This is a genomic window from Brevundimonas sp. SGAir0440 (assembly GCF_005484585.1).
GTDB lineage: Bacteria > Pseudomonadota > Alphaproteobacteria > Caulobacterales > Caulobacteraceae > Brevundimonas.
Map to the genome: position 1 here is coordinate 1,547,549 of NZ_CP039435.1, position 18,995 is coordinate 1,566,543.

The 18,995-nt window shown below is 64.5% G+C and carries 22 protein-coding genes and 1 pseudogene; 13 read left to right on the forward strand and 10 right to left on the reverse strand.

Translation table 11 applies throughout. The annotated features are described in order from the left end of the window. The 6 genes from E7T10_RS07620 to E7T10_RS07640 all read left to right on the forward strand — a co-directional run bounded on the left by E7T10_RS07620 (position 1) and on the right by E7T10_RS07640 (position 2,579). Positions 1 to 429, forward strand: a complete 429-nt coding sequence (locus E7T10_RS07620; RefSeq protein ID WP_137721346.1) for a hypothetical protein — start codon at positions 1 to 3, stop codon at positions 427 to 429. Between the two features lie 8 nt (positions 430 to 437). Beyond that, on the forward strand, positions 438 to 752 hold the full coding sequence (locus tag E7T10_RS07625; protein ID WP_137721347.1) for a hypothetical protein: 315 nt from the start codon (positions 438 to 440) through the stop codon (positions 750 to 752). Positions 753 to 1,177: 425 nt separating this feature from the next. Next, entirely contained in the window at positions 1,178 to 1,354 is a 177-nt protein-coding gene (locus E7T10_RS15730; protein ID WP_168189910.1) for a hypothetical protein, read from the forward strand. After that, positions 1,351 to 1,719: a hypothetical protein gene (locus tag E7T10_RS07630; protein WP_137721348.1), complete on the forward strand. Its 369-nt coding sequence runs from the start codon at positions 1,351 to 1,353 to the stop codon at positions 1,717 to 1,719. Before E7T10_RS15730 ends, E7T10_RS07630 begins: the two co-directional genes overlap by 4 nt. A 159-nt stretch (positions 1,720 to 1,878) precedes the next feature. Beyond that, a complete protein-coding gene (locus E7T10_RS07635) occupies positions 1,879 to 2,271 on the forward strand; it encodes an NAD synthetase (protein WP_137721349.1) in 393 nt (130 codons plus the stop codon). Continuing rightward, entirely contained in the window at positions 2,268 to 2,579 is a 312-nt protein-coding gene (locus tag E7T10_RS07640) for a hypothetical protein (RefSeq protein ID WP_137721350.1), read from the forward strand. The genes E7T10_RS07635 and E7T10_RS07640 overlap by 4 nt, the downstream gene beginning before the upstream one ends. On the opposite strand, the gene E7T10_RS07645 is transcribed toward E7T10_RS07640, so the two are convergent. From E7T10_RS07645 to E7T10_RS07655, 3 genes and pseudogenes are all read right to left on the reverse strand, one after another. After that, positions 2,531 to 4,282 carry a recombinase family protein gene (locus E7T10_RS07645; RefSeq protein ID WP_168189911.1) on the reverse strand — a complete coding sequence of 584 codons (1,752 nt, stop codon included), beginning with the start codon at positions 4,280 to 4,282 and terminating at the stop codon, positions 2,531 to 2,533. The two genes, E7T10_RS07640 and E7T10_RS07645, sit on opposite strands and share 49 nt — an antisense overlap. A 41-nt stretch (positions 4,283 to 4,323) precedes the next feature. After that, positions 4,324 to 4,548, reverse strand: a pseudogene (locus tag E7T10_RS07650) (radical SAM protein); the annotation flags it as partial. A gap of 62 nt (positions 4,549 to 4,610) precedes the next feature. Next, on the reverse strand, positions 4,611 to 6,101 hold the full coding sequence (locus E7T10_RS07655; RefSeq protein ID WP_137721352.1) for a D-alanyl-D-alanine carboxypeptidase family protein: 1,491 nt from the start codon (positions 6,099 to 6,101) through the stop codon (positions 4,611 to 4,613). A 275-nt stretch (positions 6,102 to 6,376) separates the two neighbouring features. Here E7T10_RS07655 and E7T10_RS07660 point away from each other — a divergent pair, with 275 nt between their 5' ends. After that, entirely contained in the window at positions 6,377 to 6,868 is a 492-nt protein-coding gene (locus E7T10_RS07660) for a phasin family protein (RefSeq protein ID WP_137721353.1), read from the forward strand. Positions 6,869 to 6,929: 61 nt separating this feature from the next. On the opposite strand, the gene E7T10_RS07665 is transcribed toward E7T10_RS07660, so the two are convergent. Continuing rightward, positions 6,930 to 7,403: a nuclear transport factor 2 family protein gene (locus E7T10_RS07665; RefSeq protein WP_137721354.1), complete on the reverse strand. Its 474-nt coding sequence runs from the start codon at positions 7,401 to 7,403 to the stop codon at positions 6,930 to 6,932. 171 nt (positions 7,404 to 7,574) lie between these two features. Here E7T10_RS07665 and clpS point away from each other — a divergent pair, with 171 nt between their 5' ends. Beyond that, positions 7,575 to 7,904, forward strand: a complete 330-nt coding sequence (gene clpS / locus E7T10_RS07670; RefSeq protein WP_017504641.1) for an ATP-dependent Clp protease adapter ClpS — start codon at positions 7,575 to 7,577, stop codon at positions 7,902 to 7,904. 13 nt (positions 7,905 to 7,917) lie between these two features. Continuing rightward, positions 7,918 to 10,218: an ATP-dependent Clp protease ATP-binding subunit ClpA gene (gene clpA / locus E7T10_RS07675; RefSeq protein WP_026108343.1), complete on the forward strand. Its 2,301-nt coding sequence runs from the start codon at positions 7,918 to 7,920 to the stop codon at positions 10,216 to 10,218. A 52-nt stretch (positions 10,219 to 10,270) separates the two neighbouring features. On the opposite strand, the gene E7T10_RS07680 is transcribed toward clpA, so the two are convergent. Beyond that, positions 10,271 to 11,416, reverse strand: coding sequence for a GNAT family N-acetyltransferase (locus E7T10_RS07680; protein ID WP_137722586.1), 1,146 nt, complete (start codon positions 11,414 to 11,416; stop codon positions 10,271 to 10,273). After that, positions 11,413 to 11,871, reverse strand: a complete 459-nt coding sequence (locus E7T10_RS07685) for a RidA family protein (protein ID WP_112861684.1) — start codon at positions 11,869 to 11,871, stop codon at positions 11,413 to 11,415. Before E7T10_RS07685 ends, E7T10_RS07680 begins: the two co-directional genes overlap by 4 nt. 105 nt (positions 11,872 to 11,976) lie before the next feature. Here E7T10_RS07685 and E7T10_RS07690 point away from each other — a divergent pair, with 105 nt between their 5' ends. Then, the gene (locus tag E7T10_RS07690; protein WP_137721355.1) at positions 11,977 to 12,873 is read left to right on the forward strand and encodes a hypothetical protein; all 897 of its coding nucleotides are present in this window, start codon (positions 11,977 to 11,979) and stop codon (positions 12,871 to 12,873) included. A 4-nt stretch (positions 12,874 to 12,877) separates the two neighbouring features. Here E7T10_RS07690 and E7T10_RS07695 read toward each other — a convergent pair whose 3' ends face one another. From E7T10_RS07695 to E7T10_RS07705, 3 genes are read right to left on the reverse strand one after another with little or no spacing between them, the layout of a single operon-like run. Further along, a complete protein-coding gene (locus E7T10_RS07695) occupies positions 12,878 to 13,618 on the reverse strand; it encodes a polysaccharide deacetylase family protein (protein WP_137721356.1) in 741 nt (246 codons plus the stop codon). A gap of 36 nt (positions 13,619 to 13,654) precedes the next feature. Next, a complete protein-coding gene (locus E7T10_RS07700; RefSeq protein WP_137721357.1) occupies positions 13,655 to 14,950 on the reverse strand; it encodes a nicotinate phosphoribosyltransferase in 1,296 nt (431 codons plus the stop codon). 8 nt (positions 14,951 to 14,958) lie between these two features. Then, positions 14,959 to 16,227, reverse strand: coding sequence for a DNA polymerase IV (locus E7T10_RS07705; RefSeq protein WP_137721358.1), 1,269 nt, complete (start codon positions 16,225 to 16,227; stop codon positions 14,959 to 14,961). Positions 16,228 to 16,333: 106 nt separating this feature from the next. Here E7T10_RS07705 and E7T10_RS07710 point away from each other — a divergent pair, with 106 nt between their 5' ends. Both E7T10_RS07710 and E7T10_RS07715 read left to right on the forward strand, forming a co-directional pair. Beyond that, positions 16,334 to 16,699: a response regulator gene (locus E7T10_RS07710; RefSeq protein WP_164952723.1), complete on the forward strand. Its 366-nt coding sequence runs from the start codon at positions 16,334 to 16,336 to the stop codon at positions 16,697 to 16,699. After that, positions 16,696 to 18,057, forward strand: coding sequence for a PleD family two-component system response regulator (locus tag E7T10_RS07715; RefSeq protein ID WP_137721359.1), 1,362 nt, complete (start codon positions 16,696 to 16,698; stop codon positions 18,055 to 18,057). The genes E7T10_RS07710 and E7T10_RS07715 overlap by 4 nt, the downstream gene beginning before the upstream one ends. Positions 18,058 to 18,132: 75 nt before the next feature. Here E7T10_RS07715 and rpmG read toward each other — a convergent pair whose 3' ends face one another. Continuing rightward, positions 18,133 to 18,300 carry a 50S ribosomal protein L33 gene (rpmG, locus tag E7T10_RS07720; protein WP_003164451.1) on the reverse strand — a complete coding sequence of 56 codons (168 nt, stop codon included), beginning with the start codon at positions 18,298 to 18,300 and terminating at the stop codon, positions 18,133 to 18,135. 126 nt (positions 18,301 to 18,426) lie between these two features. On the opposite strand from rpmG, the gene E7T10_RS07725 reads away from it, so the two are divergent. Beyond that, the gene (locus E7T10_RS07725) at positions 18,427 to 18,993 is read left to right on the forward strand and encodes a hypothetical protein (protein WP_137721360.1); all 567 of its coding nucleotides are present in this window, start codon (positions 18,427 to 18,429) and stop codon (positions 18,991 to 18,993) included. The last annotated feature ends 2 nt before the right edge of the window (positions 18,994 to 18,995 follow it).

Sequence of the window (18,995 nt, forward strand, 5' to 3'; positions counted from 1 at the left end):
ATGATCGCCGCCATCGCTGCAAGCCCCCTCTTTCCGAAGCTGGCTGGCTGGACCGCTATCGTCATCGCGTGCATCGCCATCATTTGGATCGGCGCGGCGCACATCAACCATCGGGTCGAGACGTGGAAGGCCGGGGTGGTCGAAGCCGCCCACGCCGAAGTCCGCGAAGAGCAACTGAAGGAAGGGCTGGCCCACGCCGAAAAGGTCGCCACCCTGTCCCGGCGGCTCGCAGAGAGCGAAGCGCGGTTCAACGAGAAAGCCGCAGCCCGTCAAACCGCTATCGTTGACCAAACGCGGGCGGCAGAGGCCAACGTCAGGCAACAGATCGCAGACGGCGACATCGTAGCGGGGAAACTCTCGCCGGTGACGATGGCGGCCATCGACCAGTTCGAACTTATGGAAGCGGAGCGCATCCGAGCGGGCCGATAAATACGGCTATGAAAGCCCTGATCTGTCTCGCCGTTTCCGCCCTTGTCCTTGGGGCCTGTGCTACCGCGCCCGCGCCTACGGTCGTCACCAAAACCGAACTGGTCCCGGTGTCGGTGGACCATGACCTGTTCAGCCCGAACCTCTGCCCGTCGTGGCCTCGCAAAGCTGACTACATCGTCGCCGGAGCGGACGAAGAGGGGCTGTCCTACCTAACCGCCGGGTATCTGGCCTACCGATGCGAGCGCGAAGGAAGAATTTCTGCGGGCGAGCGACAGCGCGAAATCGAACTACAGATCACCCGCGACGGCGCCGCGCGCCCCTGACAGATGGGCGGGGCCAACTACAAAACCCGCAGTTCCAAATAGTCAGGTCAAAGCCTGAATATTCGCGACACCAGCCGTTATTTGGCAGCGGCCGTGACAACCACCCCCAGCGGTGCGTCCCCGTCAGTCAATATTCCGAAGGCTACGGCTTCTTGTGAGGCGCGGTAGAATATTTTGCATTTAATTGACTTTGATATTTGAGACATCGTGCACGCAATGTCCGCAGAGACACAGTATCGCGCAATAAAAGTGCGCCGCGATGCTTGACCGACGCGAAGTTGAGCGTATGTTGGGGTCATCGGCGGCGGCAACGTCACTGATCTGGGGGCGCATTACCCCAGTGTAAGCGTAAATCGGCTACCTCGGCGGCCCTGTTCTTTGTCTTCCACCTTGGAACGGGGCCGCCATCACTCATAGGAACTCTAATGGATACCTTTTTGGTCCCTTCGGACCAGACCGATGAAGTGCGCGAGTGGTGCATCGTAAACGCCCCGTCTGCGCGCCATGGCGAAGGCGTCGTCTCGATGGACTTCGCGGACAGCTTCTTCTTCCAAATGCGCTGGTTCCCCGGCTGTCATCTGATTGAGCCAGCAGCGGCATGACCGATCTGATCAACATCACTGACAACACGGTCGAGGTCTGGCGTCACATTGACGACAGTTGGCAGACCGCGCGCGAGCTACATATTCTGATGACCGAGGAAGCACCGCGCGTGTCGATTTCGATCAAGAATGTGCGGCTTCAGATCAACAAGATGGTCGAAGCTGGCGTGGTCGAGCGGCGCACGACATGGGCAAACCCGGCTGAATATCGCGTGGCAGAGGTCCGTGGTCACGGCCCGTCACTGGACCTGTTGTGCGAGCTTAACGAACTGATGGACGACACCGGGGGAGACTATCCCTACGGCAAAGGCTCGAAATTCCGTGGGGTCGGCCAAACGAGTGGGATGATGAATGCCCAAGGCTGATCTGGCGCCTATCCGTCGCTCACGATAACGGCGCGCACGGAAGGCCCCGGCCGCATAAATAGTTTTGTCGGGAGAGGTCATTGGCTCCCGATATTCTCCGATATTGTGGGGGAGGCCGGGGGCATCCGGCCTCCCTTTGGTCGTTCCGCTAAATATCGGATGACAGACTGGATCATCCCGCCCGGCGTAAGCGAAGCCGACCTCACCAAATTCGCTGGCTTCACCTACCTGATCACGAACCTGATCACGGGCCGCGCCTACGTCGGCCAAAAGGTTCTTAAGGAAAAGAAGCACGGCAAGGTCCGTCACGATCTGTGGCGCCGCTACTTCGGATCATGCACCGAGTTGAAGGACGATGTTGCCGCGCTCGGCCCGGACAACTTCCGCCGGGAAATCCTGACGCTCTGCAAAACCCGGCCCCTGATGAACTACGAAGAGACGCGGGAAATGTTCGCCCGAAACGTCCTTTACGCCCGCCTCCCTGACGGCTCGCGCGCATTTTACAACGGCCACATCATGAATCGCTTCCGACCCTCGAAGGTGGCGGCGTGATCCGGCGTGTCCTTGGGGTCGTTTGGTCCGCGATCCTCGCCGTCCTGTGGTTCCTGAACGTGCTGGAACCGCCGGTGAAGGGCTGCGCGCCCATGCTGTCCCTGTCCAAGGTCTACATGTGGCTGATGGTCCCCCTGACCGTCATCGCCGTCACGACCCCCGGCAACGCGGACATGGTGGTGGCCCTCTCGGGCCTGTCCCTCGGGATCGGCAATTACGCCTTTCGCCGCTTCATGCAGGTGAAGACCAAAACCGGCGGCTACGCTCTGGCGCCGGTCAAGGAAGAGGACGACGCGGCGGCTTCCTGACGGCGAAGGACAGCATCCAAGGCGTTCTCAAGTCTTTGTTCGCCCCCGAGCATTCCAGCCCGTAGTCCCGGCGCCATATCGACCGCCGTGCCATCGGGCAGGGTGACGACCTCAAGATTTTTGGTCAGGTCGTAATCCGCGATCACCATGCCATTGTTGTCGAACTTCACCCCGATCATGCCGCCGACCAGCGTCAGGGCGAATGTCCGCTCTGGCTCCCCGCGTTGCGTGTCTACGGCGTTGCACCGGACTTCGGCGACAACCCCCTTTAAGGCGTCCATGACCTTCAGCCGCGCCGCCTCTCTGATCACCTTGTCAGGGCTGGCGATGGCGTCGCGGATTTCCATCACTCGCCGCGCATGTTCCGCCGGGCTGACCCACCCACGGGCCTTGGCCAAAGCATCCTCAAGAGGCCCGAGAGCCGCCTTGGCTGTCTTCAAGGCCGCGCTCAACTCGTTGAACTGGTCTTCGGCCATCTGGTTGTCGGGGTGCTTCAGGTAGATCGCATAGGCGTTCTTTGCCAGCAGATCGGCATCCGCGATGGCCTTCTGCTGTGCCGCGACCTGATGGACCAGCGACAGGCTGTCGTCGGGGCGCCGGAAATGCCGGTCATCGAGAGCGCGGGTCAGCACAACATCAAGCGCGGCCTCTTCGAAAGGCTCATACCGGAACGTCTCGTTATAGGGGCATCCGCGCCGCTGGTTGGCCGCTGAACACTGGTAGACGCGGGTCTTGTTCGGAAGGGTCCGCAGATACATGCGGGCGCCGCAGTGATCGCAGACGATCAGGCCGCTGAAGAGGTTGACGGCCTTGCCTGTTTCGCGCCCGCCGGTCAGCTTGCGCCCGGCCAACTGTGCCCGCGCCTTGGCGACCAGATCGGCGGGGACAGCCCGCTCATAGTAGCCGGGATGGAAGACCCCGGCGTTCTTCACCCGACCGGGATTGGCCCCGCCTGAAAGGTAGTCGCCTTCAGCAGCAGGGGAGGTCAGGACAAAGCGGACGTTCGACTGATCCCACGTCGCCGTCCGACCCCACGTCGGCACCTTGTCGTCATTCAGCCGCTTGGCGATCATGCGGACGCCGCGACCGTCAGCGGCCAACTGGTAAATCTTCACGACCGTCGCCGCGTGTTCATTACACACCCGGTCACCATCCTTTGTGACGGTGATCCAGCCGGGCACCTTGCGGGTGATCAGATCGGTCTTTTGCCGCTTCAGTTTCTTTTCCCACCCGTCCGTCACCTTCTCGGACAGGTTCTCGGAATAGTCGTTGGCGGCTTTCGCCCCCAAAAGGATTTCAAGGAAATCGGTCAGTCTGGACCCGCCGAAGGTGTCGCGGTCATGCAGCTTGCCGGGCGTGACGGTGGCGAACATCACGCCCGCATCCGTCATGTCTTCCATCCACCGGCGCGTGACGCGGCTTTCCATCCGGCTCAACCGGTCCAGCTTTTCGGTCAGGATGATTGTGCCTTGGGGGATTTCCCCGGCGCGGATTTCGTCGGCCAGCTTCCCGAGGTTGCCGCCGTTCAGATGGTGACCTGACCAAGCAGATCGCCCGAGGTCTTCAACGACGCGGGTGACCGTCCAGCCTTGCCGACCCGCATAGGCGTAGCAGTCTTCAAGCTGGCGTTCGCGGGACGCCCCGGATTCCTGCCGCTTCGTGCTGAAACGAATATACAAAATGCAGTTGGCCGGGCTGTCCATACCCACCGCCATGCCTGAATGAGAACCGGTTAGCAAGTCCAGCCATGTTCGCAACCTTTGTACGGGTTGATGGAGCGGTCGAAGCCGATGTCCGGACTATCGTTCCGGGCGATTATGGTGCGGGCGTGTTCAGGGGTGAGGGTGGTGCGCAGCGGCGCAGCCTCGGCGTCGTCGTGCGTCCAGCCGTCATCGAACGACTGGTGCTGCTCAGGCTCGTAACGGCCGCTGGCATTCGAACGCGCGCCTCTTCCCTTGGCGGTTTCCATGGGAAGGACGATGCGACATCAATAGGAACAAAGCAAGAACATTTGTTCTCGCCGATTTGGCCTCAGTCGGGGCCGATGACCATGCAGGTCACGCGACGTGCAGCCAGCGCCTCGCAGGCGGACTTTGCGCCGGTTTCGGTCAGGCCCACGAAGCGCGAGCGATACCAGTCGCCGGCGGTTTGGACATTGCGTTCGGCGTTGGCGAACTGATCGCGGAAACGACGGTTGACCTCGGTCAGCCAGTCGGTCGCCACCTTCTCTTCGCGGAAGGCGCCGACCTGCACCGCCCAGCGACCGGCCGGCGTTCTGGGCGCGGCGCGGGCGGGTTCGCGCGTTGCGGACGACGCCGAGCGACGGGGCGTGGTGGACGGCGCGACGACGGCATTGGCCGGCGCGCCGTTCAACGAAGCGGTGACATTGCGTGGCGCACGGGGCGCGGCGGAGGCGGCCGGCGCCGAACCAATGGGCGGCAGGGTTGCGGCGGCCCGCTGGCTGGCTGCGCGCTCCGACGGGACAGGGGCGATACGCGTCGGCAGGGCGGCGGGCGCTGGTGCGGCCGTATAGGCGACAGCGGTGGATTCCGCGCCGACGCTGTCCTCGTCGTCATTGAGCGACGCATAGGCGATCGGGGCGTCGGCGATCGCCGAGCCCACGCCGAAACCACGTTGCTCGAAGAAGGTCTGGGCCACCTGGATTCGCTCGCCCTGGGCGCGGCGGCGCTCGACCTCGAAGCCGGTGTCCATCAGCTCGGCGACGTGAGCGTTGCGGCTGGCGGTCGAACGGCCGCCCAGGACCACGGTGATCAGGCGTCGCCCGTCGCGCACGGCCGAGGCGGCGAGGTTGTAGCCCGAGGCGTTGGTATAGCCGGTCTTCATCCCGTCATAGCCGCGCCCGGTCGGCAGAAGGCCGTTGGTGTTGCGATAGTTGCGACCGTTGTATGCCCAGTCGTGAAGGCCGAAGTAGCTGTAGTACTGCGGGAAATCGCGCATGATGGCGCGTGCCAGGATGGCTTGGTCGCGTGCGGAGGTCACCTGACGTGCGTCCGGCAGGCCGTTTGCGGTGTAGTAGCGGGTCTGGGTCATGCCCAGCTGGGCGGCCTTCTGCGTCATCATATTGGTGAAGCGGGCTTCCGATCCGCCGATGTGCTCGCCGATGGCCAGGGCCATGTCGTTGGCGGACCGCACGGCGGTGGCGCGCATGGCGTTGTCCAGGGTGATGGTCTGGCCCGCGGCGAGGCCCAGTTTTGACGGCGGCTGGGACGCGGCGCGCGGCGAGATCGTCAGCACGTCGTTCACATTAGCCTTGCCTTGAGACAGAGCCTCGAACGTCAGATACAGCGTCATCATCTTGGTCAGGGAAGCCGGATAGCGGCGGCTGTCGGCGTTTCGCGCGAACAGGACCTCGCCCGTGGCGGCGTCGATCACGATGGCGGCGTAGCGGCTGTTCTCCTGGGCCGAGTAGGCGGTCTGGGCCTCGATCGGCCTGACGTTCGCGCCCAGAACCAGCGAAAGCGCGAGGACGGCGAACAGGCCACGGCGGAGAAAAGCGATCATGGGCGGGACAACCCCTCGGTGAGCAGGGTGCGACAGGCCCCCCGGCCGTCACGAACAAACAGCTAGCATAGGAAGCGCGGGTTTCGTGGTGGTTAACCGCGCGTCAACGCAAATTTGACCGGCCTATCAAAGTTATCGTCGATCATATTGTGCATTGCACAAAACGCTTGAAAAACCTTCGCACTCGCAGCATATTGTGGGTCTGCGAGATCCTCTCGCGTCATTATTTCCGCCCTCAGGTCCGTCCCCAAGGGCCTTCTACCGGAGAGACGATCATGGCCGACGCTGCTGAAACCGTGAAGAAAACCGCCGACCAAGCCACCGCCGCCGCAACTTCGGCCGCCGCCAAGGTCAAGGCGCAAGCCGAAACCATGCAGGCCGCCGGTACGCAGGCCTTCCGTGAAGGCATCGACAAGTCGACGGCCTCGATGGCCGAGCTGAACGCGCACAGCAAGAAGACCCTGGAAGCCATGGTCGAGTCGGTCACCGTCGCTCAGAAGGGCGCCGAGGCCCTGTCGCAACAGGCGCTGGGCTTCGCCAAGTCCTCGTGGGAAGACGGCGTCGCCGCGTCCAAAGAACTGTCGACCGCTCGTTCGGTGCAGGAGTTCTTCGAGCTTCAGACCGCCTGGGCCAAGAAGTCGATGGAGCGCTATGTCGCCGAGTTGACCAAGACGCACGAGATCGTCACCGCCACGGTCAAGGACAGCATCAAGCCGATCAACGAGCGCGTCACCGCCTCGGTCGAAACCTTCCAGGCCGCTCGCTAATCCCGCGAACGGACTGAAGAATCGAGAAGGCCCCGGAGTTCGCTCCGGGGCCTTTTTGCTGTCAGGGCAGGGCGGAATGGTCGTAGCTGAAGACACGCGCCAGCTTCCACTCGGTCCCCTCCTGTCTCCACATCTGCGTGAAGCGGGCGCGTCCGACGCGCCGTTCCGGACCGTCGCCCTGTCGCTCGTAGAAGACGTGCTCGCCTGTTTCGACCGCGCCGTAGTTGTTGATGGGATAGACAGCCAAGCCGTCCGGCAGGGCCTCGCGCCGGGTCCGCCAGGCGTCGGGCGCGCTGCGGCCCTGACAACGCTCGGCGTATTGCGACACGAAGCTGTCGGCGTCAGTAGCCACCCGTCCGCCGCGGTCGTCGAAGAACTCGAAATCGTCGGTCAGCATGGCCCGAAGTCCGGTCGGATCGCAGCCTTCGAAGAAGACAGCGAACAGTTTGGCGTCGGCCGCCATGACGGCGGTTTCCAGCGGCGTAAGCTGGGCGAAGGCGGCAAGCGAAAGGGCGACGACGAGGGCGGCGGGCATGGCGATCAGGAGCTGTTCAACTGAGGCTCTCAACCTGAGCCGTTGACTGCCTTGGATCACGTGAAATCTTTGTCAGACGCCCTTCACGAAAGCCGTGACTGGACGCCGCTTCAATTCAGGCCATCATTCCCTATCTGAGAGCCAAGACGACTCCCCGATTACGGAACACGAATGCCCATACAAAGGCCCGGTGAGACCGGCGGCGGTCAAGGAACCGCCGTTGTCACCGAAACAAAGCCGAAGCTGCAAAAGCCCTCGCTCTATCGAGTGCTGATTCTGAACGACGATTATTCGCCGATGGAATTCGTCGTCTATGTGCTGGAGCGGTTCTTCCAGAAGAGCCGGGAAGAGGCCACCCGCATCATGCTGCATGTGCATCAGCATGGCGTCGGCGTCTGCGGCGTCTTCACCTACGAGGTCGCCGAGACCAAGGTCGCGCAGGTCATCGAGACGGCGCGCCGCCACCAGCACCCTTTGCAATGCACGATGGAAAAGGACTGAGAGGAGCCTCCCTATGCCTTCATTTTCCCGTCCTCTCGAAGAAACCCTGCACCGCGCGGTGGGATACGCCAATGCGCGCAGGCACGAGTATGCGACGCTTGAGCACCTGCTGCTCGCGCTGATCGACGATCCCGACGCGACCGGCGTCATGCAGGCCTGCAACGTCGATCTGTCGGCGTTGAAAGCGGCGCTGACCCTCTATGTCGACAACGACTTGGCCGCCCTGGCCACCAGCGACGGCGAGGACGCCAAGCCGACCGCCGGCTTCCAGCGCGTGATCCAGCGCGCGGTGATCCACGTCCAGTCGTCAGGCCGTGAGGAAGTGTCCGGCGCCAATGTGCTGGTCGCCATCTTCTCCGAGCGCGAGAGCCATGCCGCCTACTTCCTGCAAGAGCAGGACATGACGCGCTATGACGCGGTCAACTTCATCGCCCACGGCATCGCCAAGAAGGCGGGCGCCAACGAGGCCCGTCCGGCCAAGGGCGCTTCGCCCGAAGAGGCCGAGGATGCATCCGCCGTCAAACAGGGCGGCGAGGCGCTGGAAGCCTATTGCGTCGACCTCAACGAGAAGTCGCGCCAGGGCAAGGTCGATCCCCTTATCGGTCGTCAGGCCGAGGTCGATCGCTCGATCCAGATCCTGTGCCGTCGGACCAAGAACAACCCGCTTCTGGTGGGCGATCCCGGCGTCGGCAAGACCGCTATCGCCGAAGGTCTGGCCCGCAAGATCGTCAACGGCGAGGTGCCCGACGTCCTGAAGGACGCCACCATCTATTCGCTCGATATGGGCGCGTTGCTGGCCGGCACCCGCTATCGCGGCGACTTCGAGGAACGCCTGAAACAGGTGGTCAAGGAGCTGGAGAACCACGACAACGCCGTGCTCTTCATCGACGAGATCCACACGGTGATCGGCGCGGGCGCGACCTCGGGCGGGGCGATGGATGCGTCGAACCTGCTGAAACCGGCCCTGGCGTCCGGCACCCTGCGCTGCATGGGGTCGACAACCTACAAGGAATATCGCCAGCACTTCGAGAAGGACCGCGCCCTGGTGCGTCGCTTCCAGAAGATCGACGTCAACGAGCCGACGGTCGAGGATACGGTGAAGATCCTGAAGGGTCTGAAGACCTACTACGAGCAGCACCACAAGGTCCGCTACACTGACAGCGCCGTGCGCACGGCGGTGGAGCTGTCTGCGCGCTACATGACCGACCGCAAACTGCCGGACAAGGCGATCGACGTGATCGACGAGGCCGGGGCGTCACAGATGCTGCTGACCGAATCCAAGAGGAAGAAGGTCATCGGTCAGAAGGAGGTCGAAGCCGTCATCGCCAAGATGGCCCGTATCCCGGCCAAGTCGGTGTCCAAGTCCGACACCGAAAGCCTGCGCGAACTGGAAACCGACCTGAAGCGCGCGGTCTTTGGTCAGGAACAGGCCATCGAACAGGTGTCGGCGGCCATGAAGCTGGCGCGCGCGGGTCTTCGCGATCCGAACAAGCCGATCGGCAGCTTCCTGTTCAGTGGCCCGACCGGCGTCGGCAAGACCGAGGTCGCCAAGCAACTCGCCGCGACCCTGGGCATCGAAATGCAACGCTTCGACATGTCGGAATATATGGAGCGCCACACGGTCAGCCGTCTGATCGGCGCGCCTCCCGGCTATGTCGGCCATGACCAGGGCGGCCTGCTGACCGACGCCGTCGATCAGCATCCGCACGCCGTCGTGCTGCTGGACGAGATCGAGAAGGCGCACCCGGATGTCTACAACATCCTGCTGCAGGTGATGGACAACGGCATGCTGACCGATGCGGTCGGCAAGAAGGTCGATTTCAGGAACGTCATCCTGATCATGACGACCAACGCCGGGGCCGCCGACAACGCCCGCGCCTCCATCGGCTTCGGCCGGGGCAAGGTCGAGGGCGAGGATGACAAGGCCATCCAGCGCCTGTTCGCGCCGGAGTTCCGCAATCGCCTGGACGCCATCGTGGCCTTCAAGCCGTTGCAGGCCGACACGATCCGCTCGGTGGTGACGAAGTTCATCCTTCAGCTGGAAGCCCAGCTGGCGGATCGCAACATCACCATCGAACTGACCGACGAAGCCGCCGACTGGCTGGCCAAGAACGGCTTCGACGAACTGTATGGCGCGCGTCCGCTGGCGCGGGTCATCCAGGACTCGATCAAGAAGCCGTTGGCCGACGACATCCTGTTCGGGCGTCTGACGCGCGGCGGACACGTCAGGGTCCAGCTGAAGGACGGCAAGATCGACTTCGACATCACGAGCGCCAGCGCGCCCGCGAAAGCCGAGGAAGAAGAGACGGCCTGATCCTCGAAAAGGTGATGGCGAAAGGCCCGGCTGGCAGCAGCCGGGCCTTTTTCTATGCCTGCTTGTAGGGCGACAGTTCTTCGGTCATCGCCCGCATCTCCGCCGCGACGGCCGGCCGTTCGCCGTCCAGATAGCGGGCGACGGGATCGCGCAGGGCGGGGTCGGCGATGAAATGGGCGGAATAGACGGGGGAGGGCAGGTAGCCGCGCGCGATCTTGTGGTCGCCTTGGGCCCCGGCTTCGACGCGGGACAGGCCGCGCGAAATGGCGAATTCGATAGCCTGATAATAGCAAAGCTCGAAATGCAGGAAGGGCACGTCTTCCAGTGTGCCCCATTGCCGGCCGTAAAGGGCGTCGCGGCCGATGAAGTTCAGAGCGCCGGCGATGGGCGTCTCATCCCGAAACGCCATAATCAAGGCGATCCGGTCGGCCATGGTCGCGCCGATGCGACTGAAGAAGTCGCGCGTCAGATAGGGCCGGCCCCATTTACGCGAGCCGGTGTCCATGTAGAAGGCGAAGAAGGCGTCCCAGTGGGCCTCGGTGATGTCGGCGCCGGTCAGGACGCGGATATCCAGATCGGCCTGGGCGTCGCGGCGCTCGCGCTTGATGGTCTTGCGGCGGTTGGCCGACAGGGCGGCCAGGAAATCGTCGAAGGTCCGATAGTCGTTATTGCGCCAGATGAACTGGATGTCCTGGCGTGGCAGCAGGTCCGCCTCGGTCATGGCTGACCAGTCCGCTTCGGTCGGGAAGTTGACGTGCAGGGAGGAGACGCCCAGCCGTTCGACCAGGGTCACCGCCCCCTGGATCAGGGCCTGACGCACGGTGGTGGCGTCGGTCTCGGGATGGTGCAGGAAGCGCGGGCCGGTCGCGGGCGTAAAGGGCACGGCGCCCAGCAGCTTGGGATAATACCGGCCGCCGGCCCGTTCATAGGCGTCGGCCCAGCTATGGTCGAAGACATACTCGCCCTGGCTGTTGCCCTTCAAATACAGGGGCATGACGCCCAGCACCGCGTTGCCTTCACCCCTCAGGGCCAGGTGGCGCGGCGCCCAGCCCTGGCGCGGCGCGGCGCTGCCCGAGGCCTCGCACGCGTGCAAAAAATCGTAGGAGACAAAGGGATCGCCGGTGGGCAGCGCGCACGCGTCCCACGCCTCGCGGCCGATGTCGGCGATCCCTTCGTGAACCGAGATCTGAAAGATCAGCGGATCTCCACGATCGCATCGATCTCGACGGCGAAGCCGAGCGGCAGCTTGTACACGCCGACGGCCGAGCGGGCGTGCTTGCCGGCGTCGCCGAAGACCTCGACCATCATGTCCGAGCAGCCGTTGATGACGGCGGGAATGGCGGTGAAGTCGGGGCCGGCCTGAACGAAACCGCCCAGTTTGACGATGCGGACCACCCGGTCCAGATCGCCATCGCAGGCCGCCTTGATCTGGGCGATCAGGTTCAGACCGCACAGACGCGCGGCTTCCAAGGCCTGCTCCGGCGTTACGTCCACGCCGACCGTGCCCTTGATCCCGCCGTTCGCGTCGTTCGACAGCTGGCCCGAGATGGTGACCTGATCGCCCGAGCGGACATAGGAGACATAGCTGGCCACCGGCTTGGCGGGTTCCGGCAGGGTGAGGCCGAGTTCGGCGATGCGGGCTTCGATGCTCATGGGGGCTCCTGTTTATCTGGGCGCGGTTTAGCGCGGGGCAAGGGCGGCGTCACCCGTTCGGCGCGCTTTAAAGGTTTGCCAACCGCGCCGTGTCATGGTGCGATCATGGATATGCACCTGACCCCCGACGTCGCCGCCTTCCATGCCGTGCTGGCGCGGTTGTCTGCCGGCGACCGCGCGCGCGTGGACGCCGCCGTAGTCCCGGCCGCGCAAAAGGCCGCCGAGGCCGCGCCGCATTGGGATTTCGAAATGCCGGCGAAGGCGGTGGATGCGCTGTTGGGCGCTGATGCCTCCGACGATGTGCGTCGCGGCCTGGTCGCCGCCTGGGCGCTGCAACTGCCCGACCGAGCAGCGGCGATGAATCTGCCGGCCGAGGTCATGGCCCTCTATCCCTACTGGATCGAACAGTTGGCGGGGTTTCTGGAGAAGGCCGAGGGAGGATACGTTTTCGACCACTGGTCCAAGGACGTGCGCTTCACCCTAGCGCTCAGCGTGCCGGGGGCCAAGAGCCAGGTCATAGACCTGTCGTCGCCGGTCGGGCCGGGCCAGATCGTCAAACACGTTCGCGACGGCTGGGGCCTCAAGCCGCTGGTCCGCTATCTGGCGGCGGGCGCCAAGCGCGAGCCCTGGCTGGAGGTTCATACCGAGAGCCGCTGGCTGCACGGCTTCAACGAAGACGGCTGGAACGAGGCCTGGGCCACGGCGGCCGAACTGTGCCGCGCACGGCCTGAACTGGCCGGCATGATCGGCTCCAGCTGGTTCTACGACCCGCCCCTGACCGAGATCAGCCCGCGACTTGCGCACCTGCGGCTCAACCCGCTGAAGGGTGGCGCCTTCATGGTCCATCAAGGGCCGGGCGAGATCCACACCGAGCGGGCCGGGACGGCCTCGGCGTCGAGGAAGGCGCTGATCGACAGCGGCGAATACACCGCCCGATCATGGCTGATGATCTGGCCCCGCAAGGAGCTGATCGCCTGGGCGGACCGGCGCAAGGGTGCCTGATCCCTCAGGCTGTCGCCATCCGCCACGCCGCCGCGACCGGCTGAATGTCCAGGTCGGCCGCCTTGGCCAGTCTGATCAACCGATCGATGTCCTCCGGGCGGCAACCATACGGCGTCGGCGCGTCGCTGACGTCGTGGCCGTAGCCGATCAGCCAGCCTTTGGACGAAGCCGTCTCCGAAACCAGCGCCTCCAGGTCGTAGCCGGGCAGGCGACGGCTCTCCAGGCCGATGGCCTGCAGCAGGTTGCGATCCGAACGTCCGGCGTTGATCCCGTCGCGGACGCCGCGCCCGCACAGGAAGCGTCTGTCGATCACGGCTTTCGATCCCAAGGCGCAATCGCCGAAGGGATAGGCGAAGGTCTGCATTTCGTACCCGTCCAGCCGGTCGGCCACCCAGGCGGCGTTGCGAGCAAGGCTGGCGTCCAGTTCGGCCGGTGACAGGGTCAGGGTCGAGACATGCTCATAGGTGTGGCATCCGACTTCGTGCCCGGCCTCATGGAGGGCTTGAAGGTGCTCCACCTCAAACTGGGGCAGGTCCAGATTGCGACCGCCCGACAGGCCGCCGCAGACATAGTAGGTCGCCTTGACCCCGTGCTGAGCCAGGATCGGTCCGGCCTCGGTCCAAGCCGATGCCGGGATGTCGTCGAACGACAGGCTGAGGACGCCGCGCGCGGGTTGGACCGTGGCGGGACGGACATCGAGATAGCGGCCGGCGCGGCGACGCATCTTGTCGAGAAAGGCGCTCATGCCCGCCTTGTCGCACGATGGGCTTAAGGCCGGGTTTCAGACCGTGACGGGTTGGGCGGTCAGGCCGCGCACGCCGAAGACACGGCGATACCGTTCGATCTCGGCGGGATCGCCGACCGCTTTCGCCGGATTGTCCGACAGTTTGACGGCGGGGCGTCCGCCCGCCTCGACCACCTTGCAGACCAGAGAGATGGGCTCCAGCTCGGGCGCGAAGGCGGGCGAACAGTCGCGGAAATCGTTGGTCAGATTGGTGCCCCAGCCGAAGCTGAGACGGGCGCGACCGTGGAAATGGGCATGCGTCGCCTCGATCCCGTCGATGTCCATCCCGTCCGAGAAGATCAGCAGCTTCTCCTTTGGGTCTCGCCCATGCGCGCGCCACCAGTCGATCAGGCGGTCGCCGGCCGGGATGGGCGGGGCCGAGTCGGGTCGGAAACCGGTCCAATCCGCCACCCAGTCGGGCGCCTGCTCCAAGAACGCCTCGGTGCCGAAGGCGTCGGGCAGGACGATCAGCAGATTGCCCGCATAATGCCGACGCCATTCGTCCAGCACCGCATAGGGAACCTGGGCCAGTGCCGCGTCGTCCGGCGCCAGGGCCGCCAGAACCATCGGCAGTTCGTGGCCGTTGGTGCCGATGGCTTCCAGGTCGTTCTCCATGGCGTGCAGGACGTTGGACGTGCCGATGAAGGATTTGCCCAGCCCTTCCTTCAACGCCTGAATGCACCAGCGCTGCCACAGGAAGCCGTGCCGCCGCCGGGTGCCGAAGTCGGACAGGGCGAGGTCGGGCAGAGCGCGAAGTCGCTCGACCTTGGACCAAAGCCGCGTCTTGGCGCGCGAATACAGGATGTCCAGATCGAACCGGCCCAGCCGCCGCATCCCGACCCGGCAGCGCAGCTCGTTCAGGATCGCCAGCGCGGGGATTTCCCACAGCGTCACCTCGGCCCAGGCGCCCGAAAAGGTCAGCACATACTGCCCGTCCTGAACCGACAGGTCGTAGTCGGGCAGGCGATAGTCGGTCAGCCAGGCGATGAAGTCGGGCGAGAAAATCTGTTTCACGCCATAGAAGCTGTTGCCCGCCAGCCAGACCAGTTCCTTGTTGGTGAAACGCGTGGTGCGGGCGTGATCCAGCTGCTCACGCAGGGCGTCGATATCGATCTCTTCGGCCAGACGCACGGTCTTGGTGCGGTTGATCACCTGGAAGACGACCGGCACGTCGCGATGCTCGCGCCAGATCATCTGCAGCATCAGCAGCTTGTAGAAGTCCGTATCCAGCAGGCTGCGGACGATCGGGTCCAGGCGAAAGCCATGGTCATAGGCGCGTTTGGCGAGATCCATGCCCTGTCCTACGGCTTCAGCGCGCGGCCCGCCACCACCGCATCCTTGCCGAACTTTTCACGCAGCACGTCGATGGCGCGCTCTGTCTTCAAGGCGCGCGTCTCGGTGGTCTGGAAAAGGCCGGCGGGCGCGTCCTCGGCGTCCTGCACGTCCGCCATGCCGATGCCGATCAGGCGATAGGGGCGGCCCAGCTCGGGTTTCAGCAGATCGCGCCCCGCGGCGAACAGGGCGCGCGCGGTCTGCACCGGATCGGGCAGGGTGACGCGGCGGGTCACGATCTTGAAGTCGGTGCGCCGCAGCTTCAGCACCAGCACCCGGCTGGCGACGCCGTCGCGCCGGGCCTTGGACGCCAGCTTCTCGCACAGGGGCCACAGCTCGGCCTCCAGCGCCTCGGCCGACGTCAGGTCTTCGTTGAAGGTGGTTTCGGCGCTCATTCCCTTGCGATCGCGTTCGGGATTCACGGCGCGCGCGTCGCGGGCGTGGGCCAGATCGTGCAGGCGCAGACCGGATTCGCCGTAACGTTTGACCAGGTCGCGCACGTCCGCCCGCGCCAGATCGCCAATGGTCGAGTAGCCGTCGCTGCGCAACGCCTTGCCAAACACCGGCCCGACGCCGGGCAGAGTGGTGACGGGGCGCGGCGCGAGCAACGCCTGGGCGTTGGCGGCGCCGACGACGGAGAAGCCGCGCGGCTTGTCCATCTCCGACGCCATCTTCGCCAGAAAGCGGTTGGGCGCCAGGCCGATGGAGACGGTCAGGCCGGTCTCCTCCTCGATCTGTTTCTGGAAGCGGATCAGCTGCAGCGCCGGCGGGCCGCCGTTCAGCCGTTCCGTGCCCGACAGATCGACCCAGGCCTCATCCAGCGACAACGGCTGGATCAAGGGCGTCAGCTGTCCCAACGCCCCCAGAATGCGCTGCGATTCGAAGACGTATTTGGTGAAGTCCGGCCGGATCACCACGGCCTCTGGACAGGCCTTCAACGCCTTGAACATCGGCATGGCTGAGCCGACGCCATATTGACGCGCGATATAGCAGGCGGTGGAGACCACGCCGCGCTTTCCGCCCCCGACGATGACCGGCTTGTCGCGCAGTTCGGGCCGGTCGCGCTTTTCCACCGAGGCGTAGAAGGCGTCGCAGTCCATGTGGGCGATCGACAACTGGTCCAGTTCGGCGTCTGCGACCACGCGCCGCGATCCGCACGCCGGACAGCGGTTCTCGCGCGGCCCGGCGGGATCTTCGCCGGTCCACAGGCAGTCGCGACAGATGGCCTTGATGGCCACGCTTAAGGTCTCCGTAAGGTTGGCTTCACCCCAACTTAAGACTGGGCGCCTACGAATGCGAACAACGAGGCGTCCCGCGTTCGAGGGGCGCGCAGGTCAGGTGATGATGTCCAAGAAAGTCCTCATCGTCGAGGATAACGAGCTGAACATGAAGCTTTTTCATGATCTGCTCGATTCCCAGGGCTATGAGACCCTGCAGACCCGCGAGGGCTTGCAGGCGCTCGCCTTGGCGCGCGCCCATCATCCCGACCTGATCCTGATGGATATCCAGCTGCCGGAAATTTCGGGTCTGGAAGTCACCAAATGGTTGAAGGACGACGAGGAACTGAACCACATCCCCGTCATCGCCGTGACCGCATTCGCCATGAAGGGCGATGAGGAGCGGATCCGTCAGGGCGGCTGCGAGGCCTATATCTCCAAGCCGATCTCGGTCATGCATTTCCTCGAAACCATCCGGCAGCACCTCGGATGAGCGCCCGTATCCTCGTCGTCGACGATGTGGACGTGAACGTCCGCCTGCTCGAAGCCAAGCTGACCATCGAATATTACGATGTGCTGACCTGCAACGACGGCCTGTCGGCCCTGGCCATCGCCGCCGAGCACCAGCCGGACCTGATCCTGCTGGACGTCATGATGCCCGGCATGGACGGGTTCGAGACGTGCCGACGGCTGAAGGCCCAGGCCGAGACGCGCCACATCCCCGTCGTGCTGGTCACGGCGCTGGACGGGCGCGAGGATCGGATCAAGGGGCTTGAGGCCGGCGCCGACGACTTCCTGACCAAGCCCATCGACGACGTCATCCTGTTCGCGCGAGTCAAGTCGCTGACGCGGCTGAAGCACGTCATGGACGAGCTGCGCGAGCGCGAGGAAAGCGGTCGTCGCCTGGGCGTCGATTCGGACAATGCCGCGCGACTGCGCAGCGAGGGCGGGCGGGTTCTGATCGTCGACGACGACCAGCGTCAGGCCGAGAAGATCGCCCAGGAACTGGTCGGCGAACATCGCGTCACCATCGAAACCGATCCCGAGGCGGCGCTGGTCGCGGCCAAGGGGGCGCTGGACCTGATCATCGTCAACGTCGCCGCCGCCAGCTTCGACGGCCTTCGGATCGTCGCCCAGGCCAAGTCGGGCGATGCGCGCCGCGCGCCGATCCTGGCGATCGTGGAGCCGACCGAACGGCCGCGCATGATCAAGGCGCTGGAACTGGGCGCCGCCGACATCCTGCCGCGCCCCGTCGATACCGAAGAACTGTCGGCGCGGGTTCGCACCCAGATCCGGCGTAAACGCTACACCGACTTCCTGCGCCAGAAGCTGGACAGCAGCATGGAGATGGCCGTCACCGACGCCCTGACCGGCCTGCACAATCGGCGCTACATGACCGGCCAGTTGCAGGCGCTGGTGGGGCGCGCGGCCCAGGGCGGGGCCCAGGTGGCCGTGCTGGTTCTGGACATCGACCACTTCAAATCGGTCAATGACAGCTTCGGCCACGACGCCGGCGACGAGGTGCTGGTAGAGTTCGCCGTGCGCCTGGCCACCAATGTCCGGGCCGTGGACCTGCCGTGCCGCATGGGCGGCGAGGAGTTCGTGGTGGTCATGCCGGGCGCCAGCCTGGAAGACGCTGGCCGCGTCGCCGAACGGATTCGCCGAGACGTCGCCTCCGCGCCGTTCCGCGTGATGGGCGGCAAGGAGCAGATCACCATCACCATCTCGATCGGCGTGGCCGCCACGACCGGCGACGGCGATACGCCCGAAGGCCTGCTGAAGCGCGCTGACGAAGGAGTCTATGAGGCCAAGGCCGCCGGCCGCAACCGGGTCATCGCCAAGGCGGCGTAACGAGGGCGTCCAGACAACGAAAAACGCCCGGCTGGAGACCAGCCGGGCGTTTTCAATTCTCAGCGGATCAAGGACTTACTTGATCTTGCCTTCCTTGAACTCGACGTGCTTGCGCACGACGGGGTCGTACTTCTTGACGACCATTTTCTCGGTCATGGTGCGGGCGTTCTTCTTGGTGACATAGAAGAAGCCGGTGTCGGCCGTGGAGTTCAGGCGGATCTTGATGGAAGCCGGTTTGGCCATCGGAATTACCTCTGCGACGGCGAAAGCCGCTTAAAATAAGAGGCGCGGAACATACTCAGGATCGCCCCAAAGTCAACGGGCGCGATGCCACGTTGATGAGGCCCAACGCACATATAGTCTGACCGCATGAAAATCGCATCCCTGCTGGCCGCCGCGGCCCTGATGTCCTTGTCGTTCGGCGGCGTCGCAACGGCCGATCCGGCTCAGTCTCAGGACGATTTCCTGGCGCGCTTAAACGCCCTGTGCGGGCAACGATTTGAAGGTCGGGTCGTCACCACCGACGCCGCCGACGCCAGGTTTGCCGGCGAGCGGCTGGTCATGCATGTCCGCGACTGTTCGCCGGACGAGGTGCGCATTCCCTTCGCCGTGGGGTCGGATCGTTCGCGGACCTGGGTGGTGACGAAGACCGACGCGGGCCTTCGGCTGAAGCACGACCACCGACACGCGGACGGCACGACCGACGTGCTGCACTGGTACGGCGGCGATACGGTCAACGCCGGCACGGCCGAGCGGCAGGAATTCCCGGTCGACGCCGAATCGATCGCCCTGTTCAACGGGAACGACGCGGCCGTCTCGACCACCAATGTCTGGGCGATGGAGGTCCATCCCGAAGGGATGTTCGCCTACGAGCTGCGTCGTCCCAACCGGCATTTCCGCGTCGAATTCGACCTGACCAAGCCGATCGCCGACTAAGG

Excerpts from the sequence above, each read along its gene's own strand:
- E7T10_RS07690 (WP_137721355.1), top strand. The coding sequence starts at position 11,977 with ATGGATATGCACCTGACCCCCGACGTCGCCGCCTTCCATGCCGTGCTG.
- E7T10_RS07625 (WP_137721347.1), top strand. The coding sequence starts at position 438 with ATGAAAGCCCTGATCTGTCTCGCCGTTTCCGCCCTTGTCCTTGGGGCC.
- E7T10_RS07660 (WP_137721353.1), top strand. The coding sequence starts at position 6,377 with ATGGCCGACGCTGCTGAAACCGTGAAGAAAACCGCCGACCAAGCCACC.
- E7T10_RS07655 (WP_137721352.1), bottom strand. The coding sequence starts at position 6,101 with ATGATCGCTTTTCTCCGCCGTGGCCTGTTCGCCGTCCTCGCGCTTTCG.
- E7T10_RS07695 (WP_137721356.1), bottom strand. The coding sequence starts at position 13,618 with ATGAGCGCCTTTCTCGACAAGATGCGTCGCCGCGCCGGCCGCTATCTC.
- E7T10_RS07630 (WP_137721348.1), top strand. The coding sequence starts at position 1,351 with ATGACCGATCTGATCAACATCACTGACAACACGGTCGAGGTCTGGCGT.
- E7T10_RS07715 (WP_137721359.1), top strand. The coding sequence starts at position 16,696 with ATGAGCGCCCGTATCCTCGTCGTCGACGATGTGGACGTGAACGTCCGC.
- E7T10_RS07700 (WP_137721357.1), bottom strand. The coding sequence starts at position 14,950 with ATGGATCTCGCCAAACGCGCCTATGACCATGGCTTTCGCCTGGACCCG.
- E7T10_RS15730 (WP_168189910.1), top strand. The coding sequence starts at position 1,178 with ATGGATACCTTTTTGGTCCCTTCGGACCAGACCGATGAAGTGCGCGAG.
- E7T10_RS07665 (WP_137721354.1), bottom strand. The coding sequence starts at position 7,403 with ATGCCCGCCGCCCTCGTCGTCGCCCTTTCGCTTGCCGCCTTCGCCCAG.
- rpmG (WP_003164451.1), bottom strand. The coding sequence starts at position 18,300 with ATGGCCAAACCGGCTTCCATCAAGATCCGCCTGAACTCCACGGCCGAC.
- E7T10_RS07710 (WP_164952723.1), top strand. The coding sequence starts at position 16,334 with ATGTCCAAGAAAGTCCTCATCGTCGAGGATAACGAGCTGAACATGAAG.
- E7T10_RS07685 (WP_112861684.1), bottom strand. The coding sequence starts at position 11,871 with ATGAGCATCGAAGCCCGCATCGCCGAACTCGGCCTCACCCTGCCGGAA.
- clpA (WP_026108343.1), top strand. The coding sequence starts at position 7,918 with ATGCCTTCATTTTCCCGTCCTCTCGAAGAAACCCTGCACCGCGCGGTG.
- clpS (WP_017504641.1), top strand. The coding sequence starts at position 7,575 with ATGCCCATACAAAGGCCCGGTGAGACCGGCGGCGGTCAAGGAACCGCC.
- E7T10_RS07635 (WP_137721349.1), top strand. The coding sequence starts at position 1,879 with ATGACAGACTGGATCATCCCGCCCGGCGTAAGCGAAGCCGACCTCACC.
- E7T10_RS07645 (WP_168189911.1), bottom strand. The coding sequence starts at position 4,282 with ATGGACAGCCCGGCCAACTGCATTTTGTATATTCGTTTCAGCACGAAG.
- E7T10_RS07725 (WP_137721360.1), top strand. The coding sequence starts at position 18,427 with ATGAAAATCGCATCCCTGCTGGCCGCCGCGGCCCTGATGTCCTTGTCG.
- E7T10_RS07620 (WP_137721346.1), top strand. The coding sequence starts at position 1 with ATGATCGCCGCCATCGCTGCAAGCCCCCTCTTTCCGAAGCTGGCTGGC.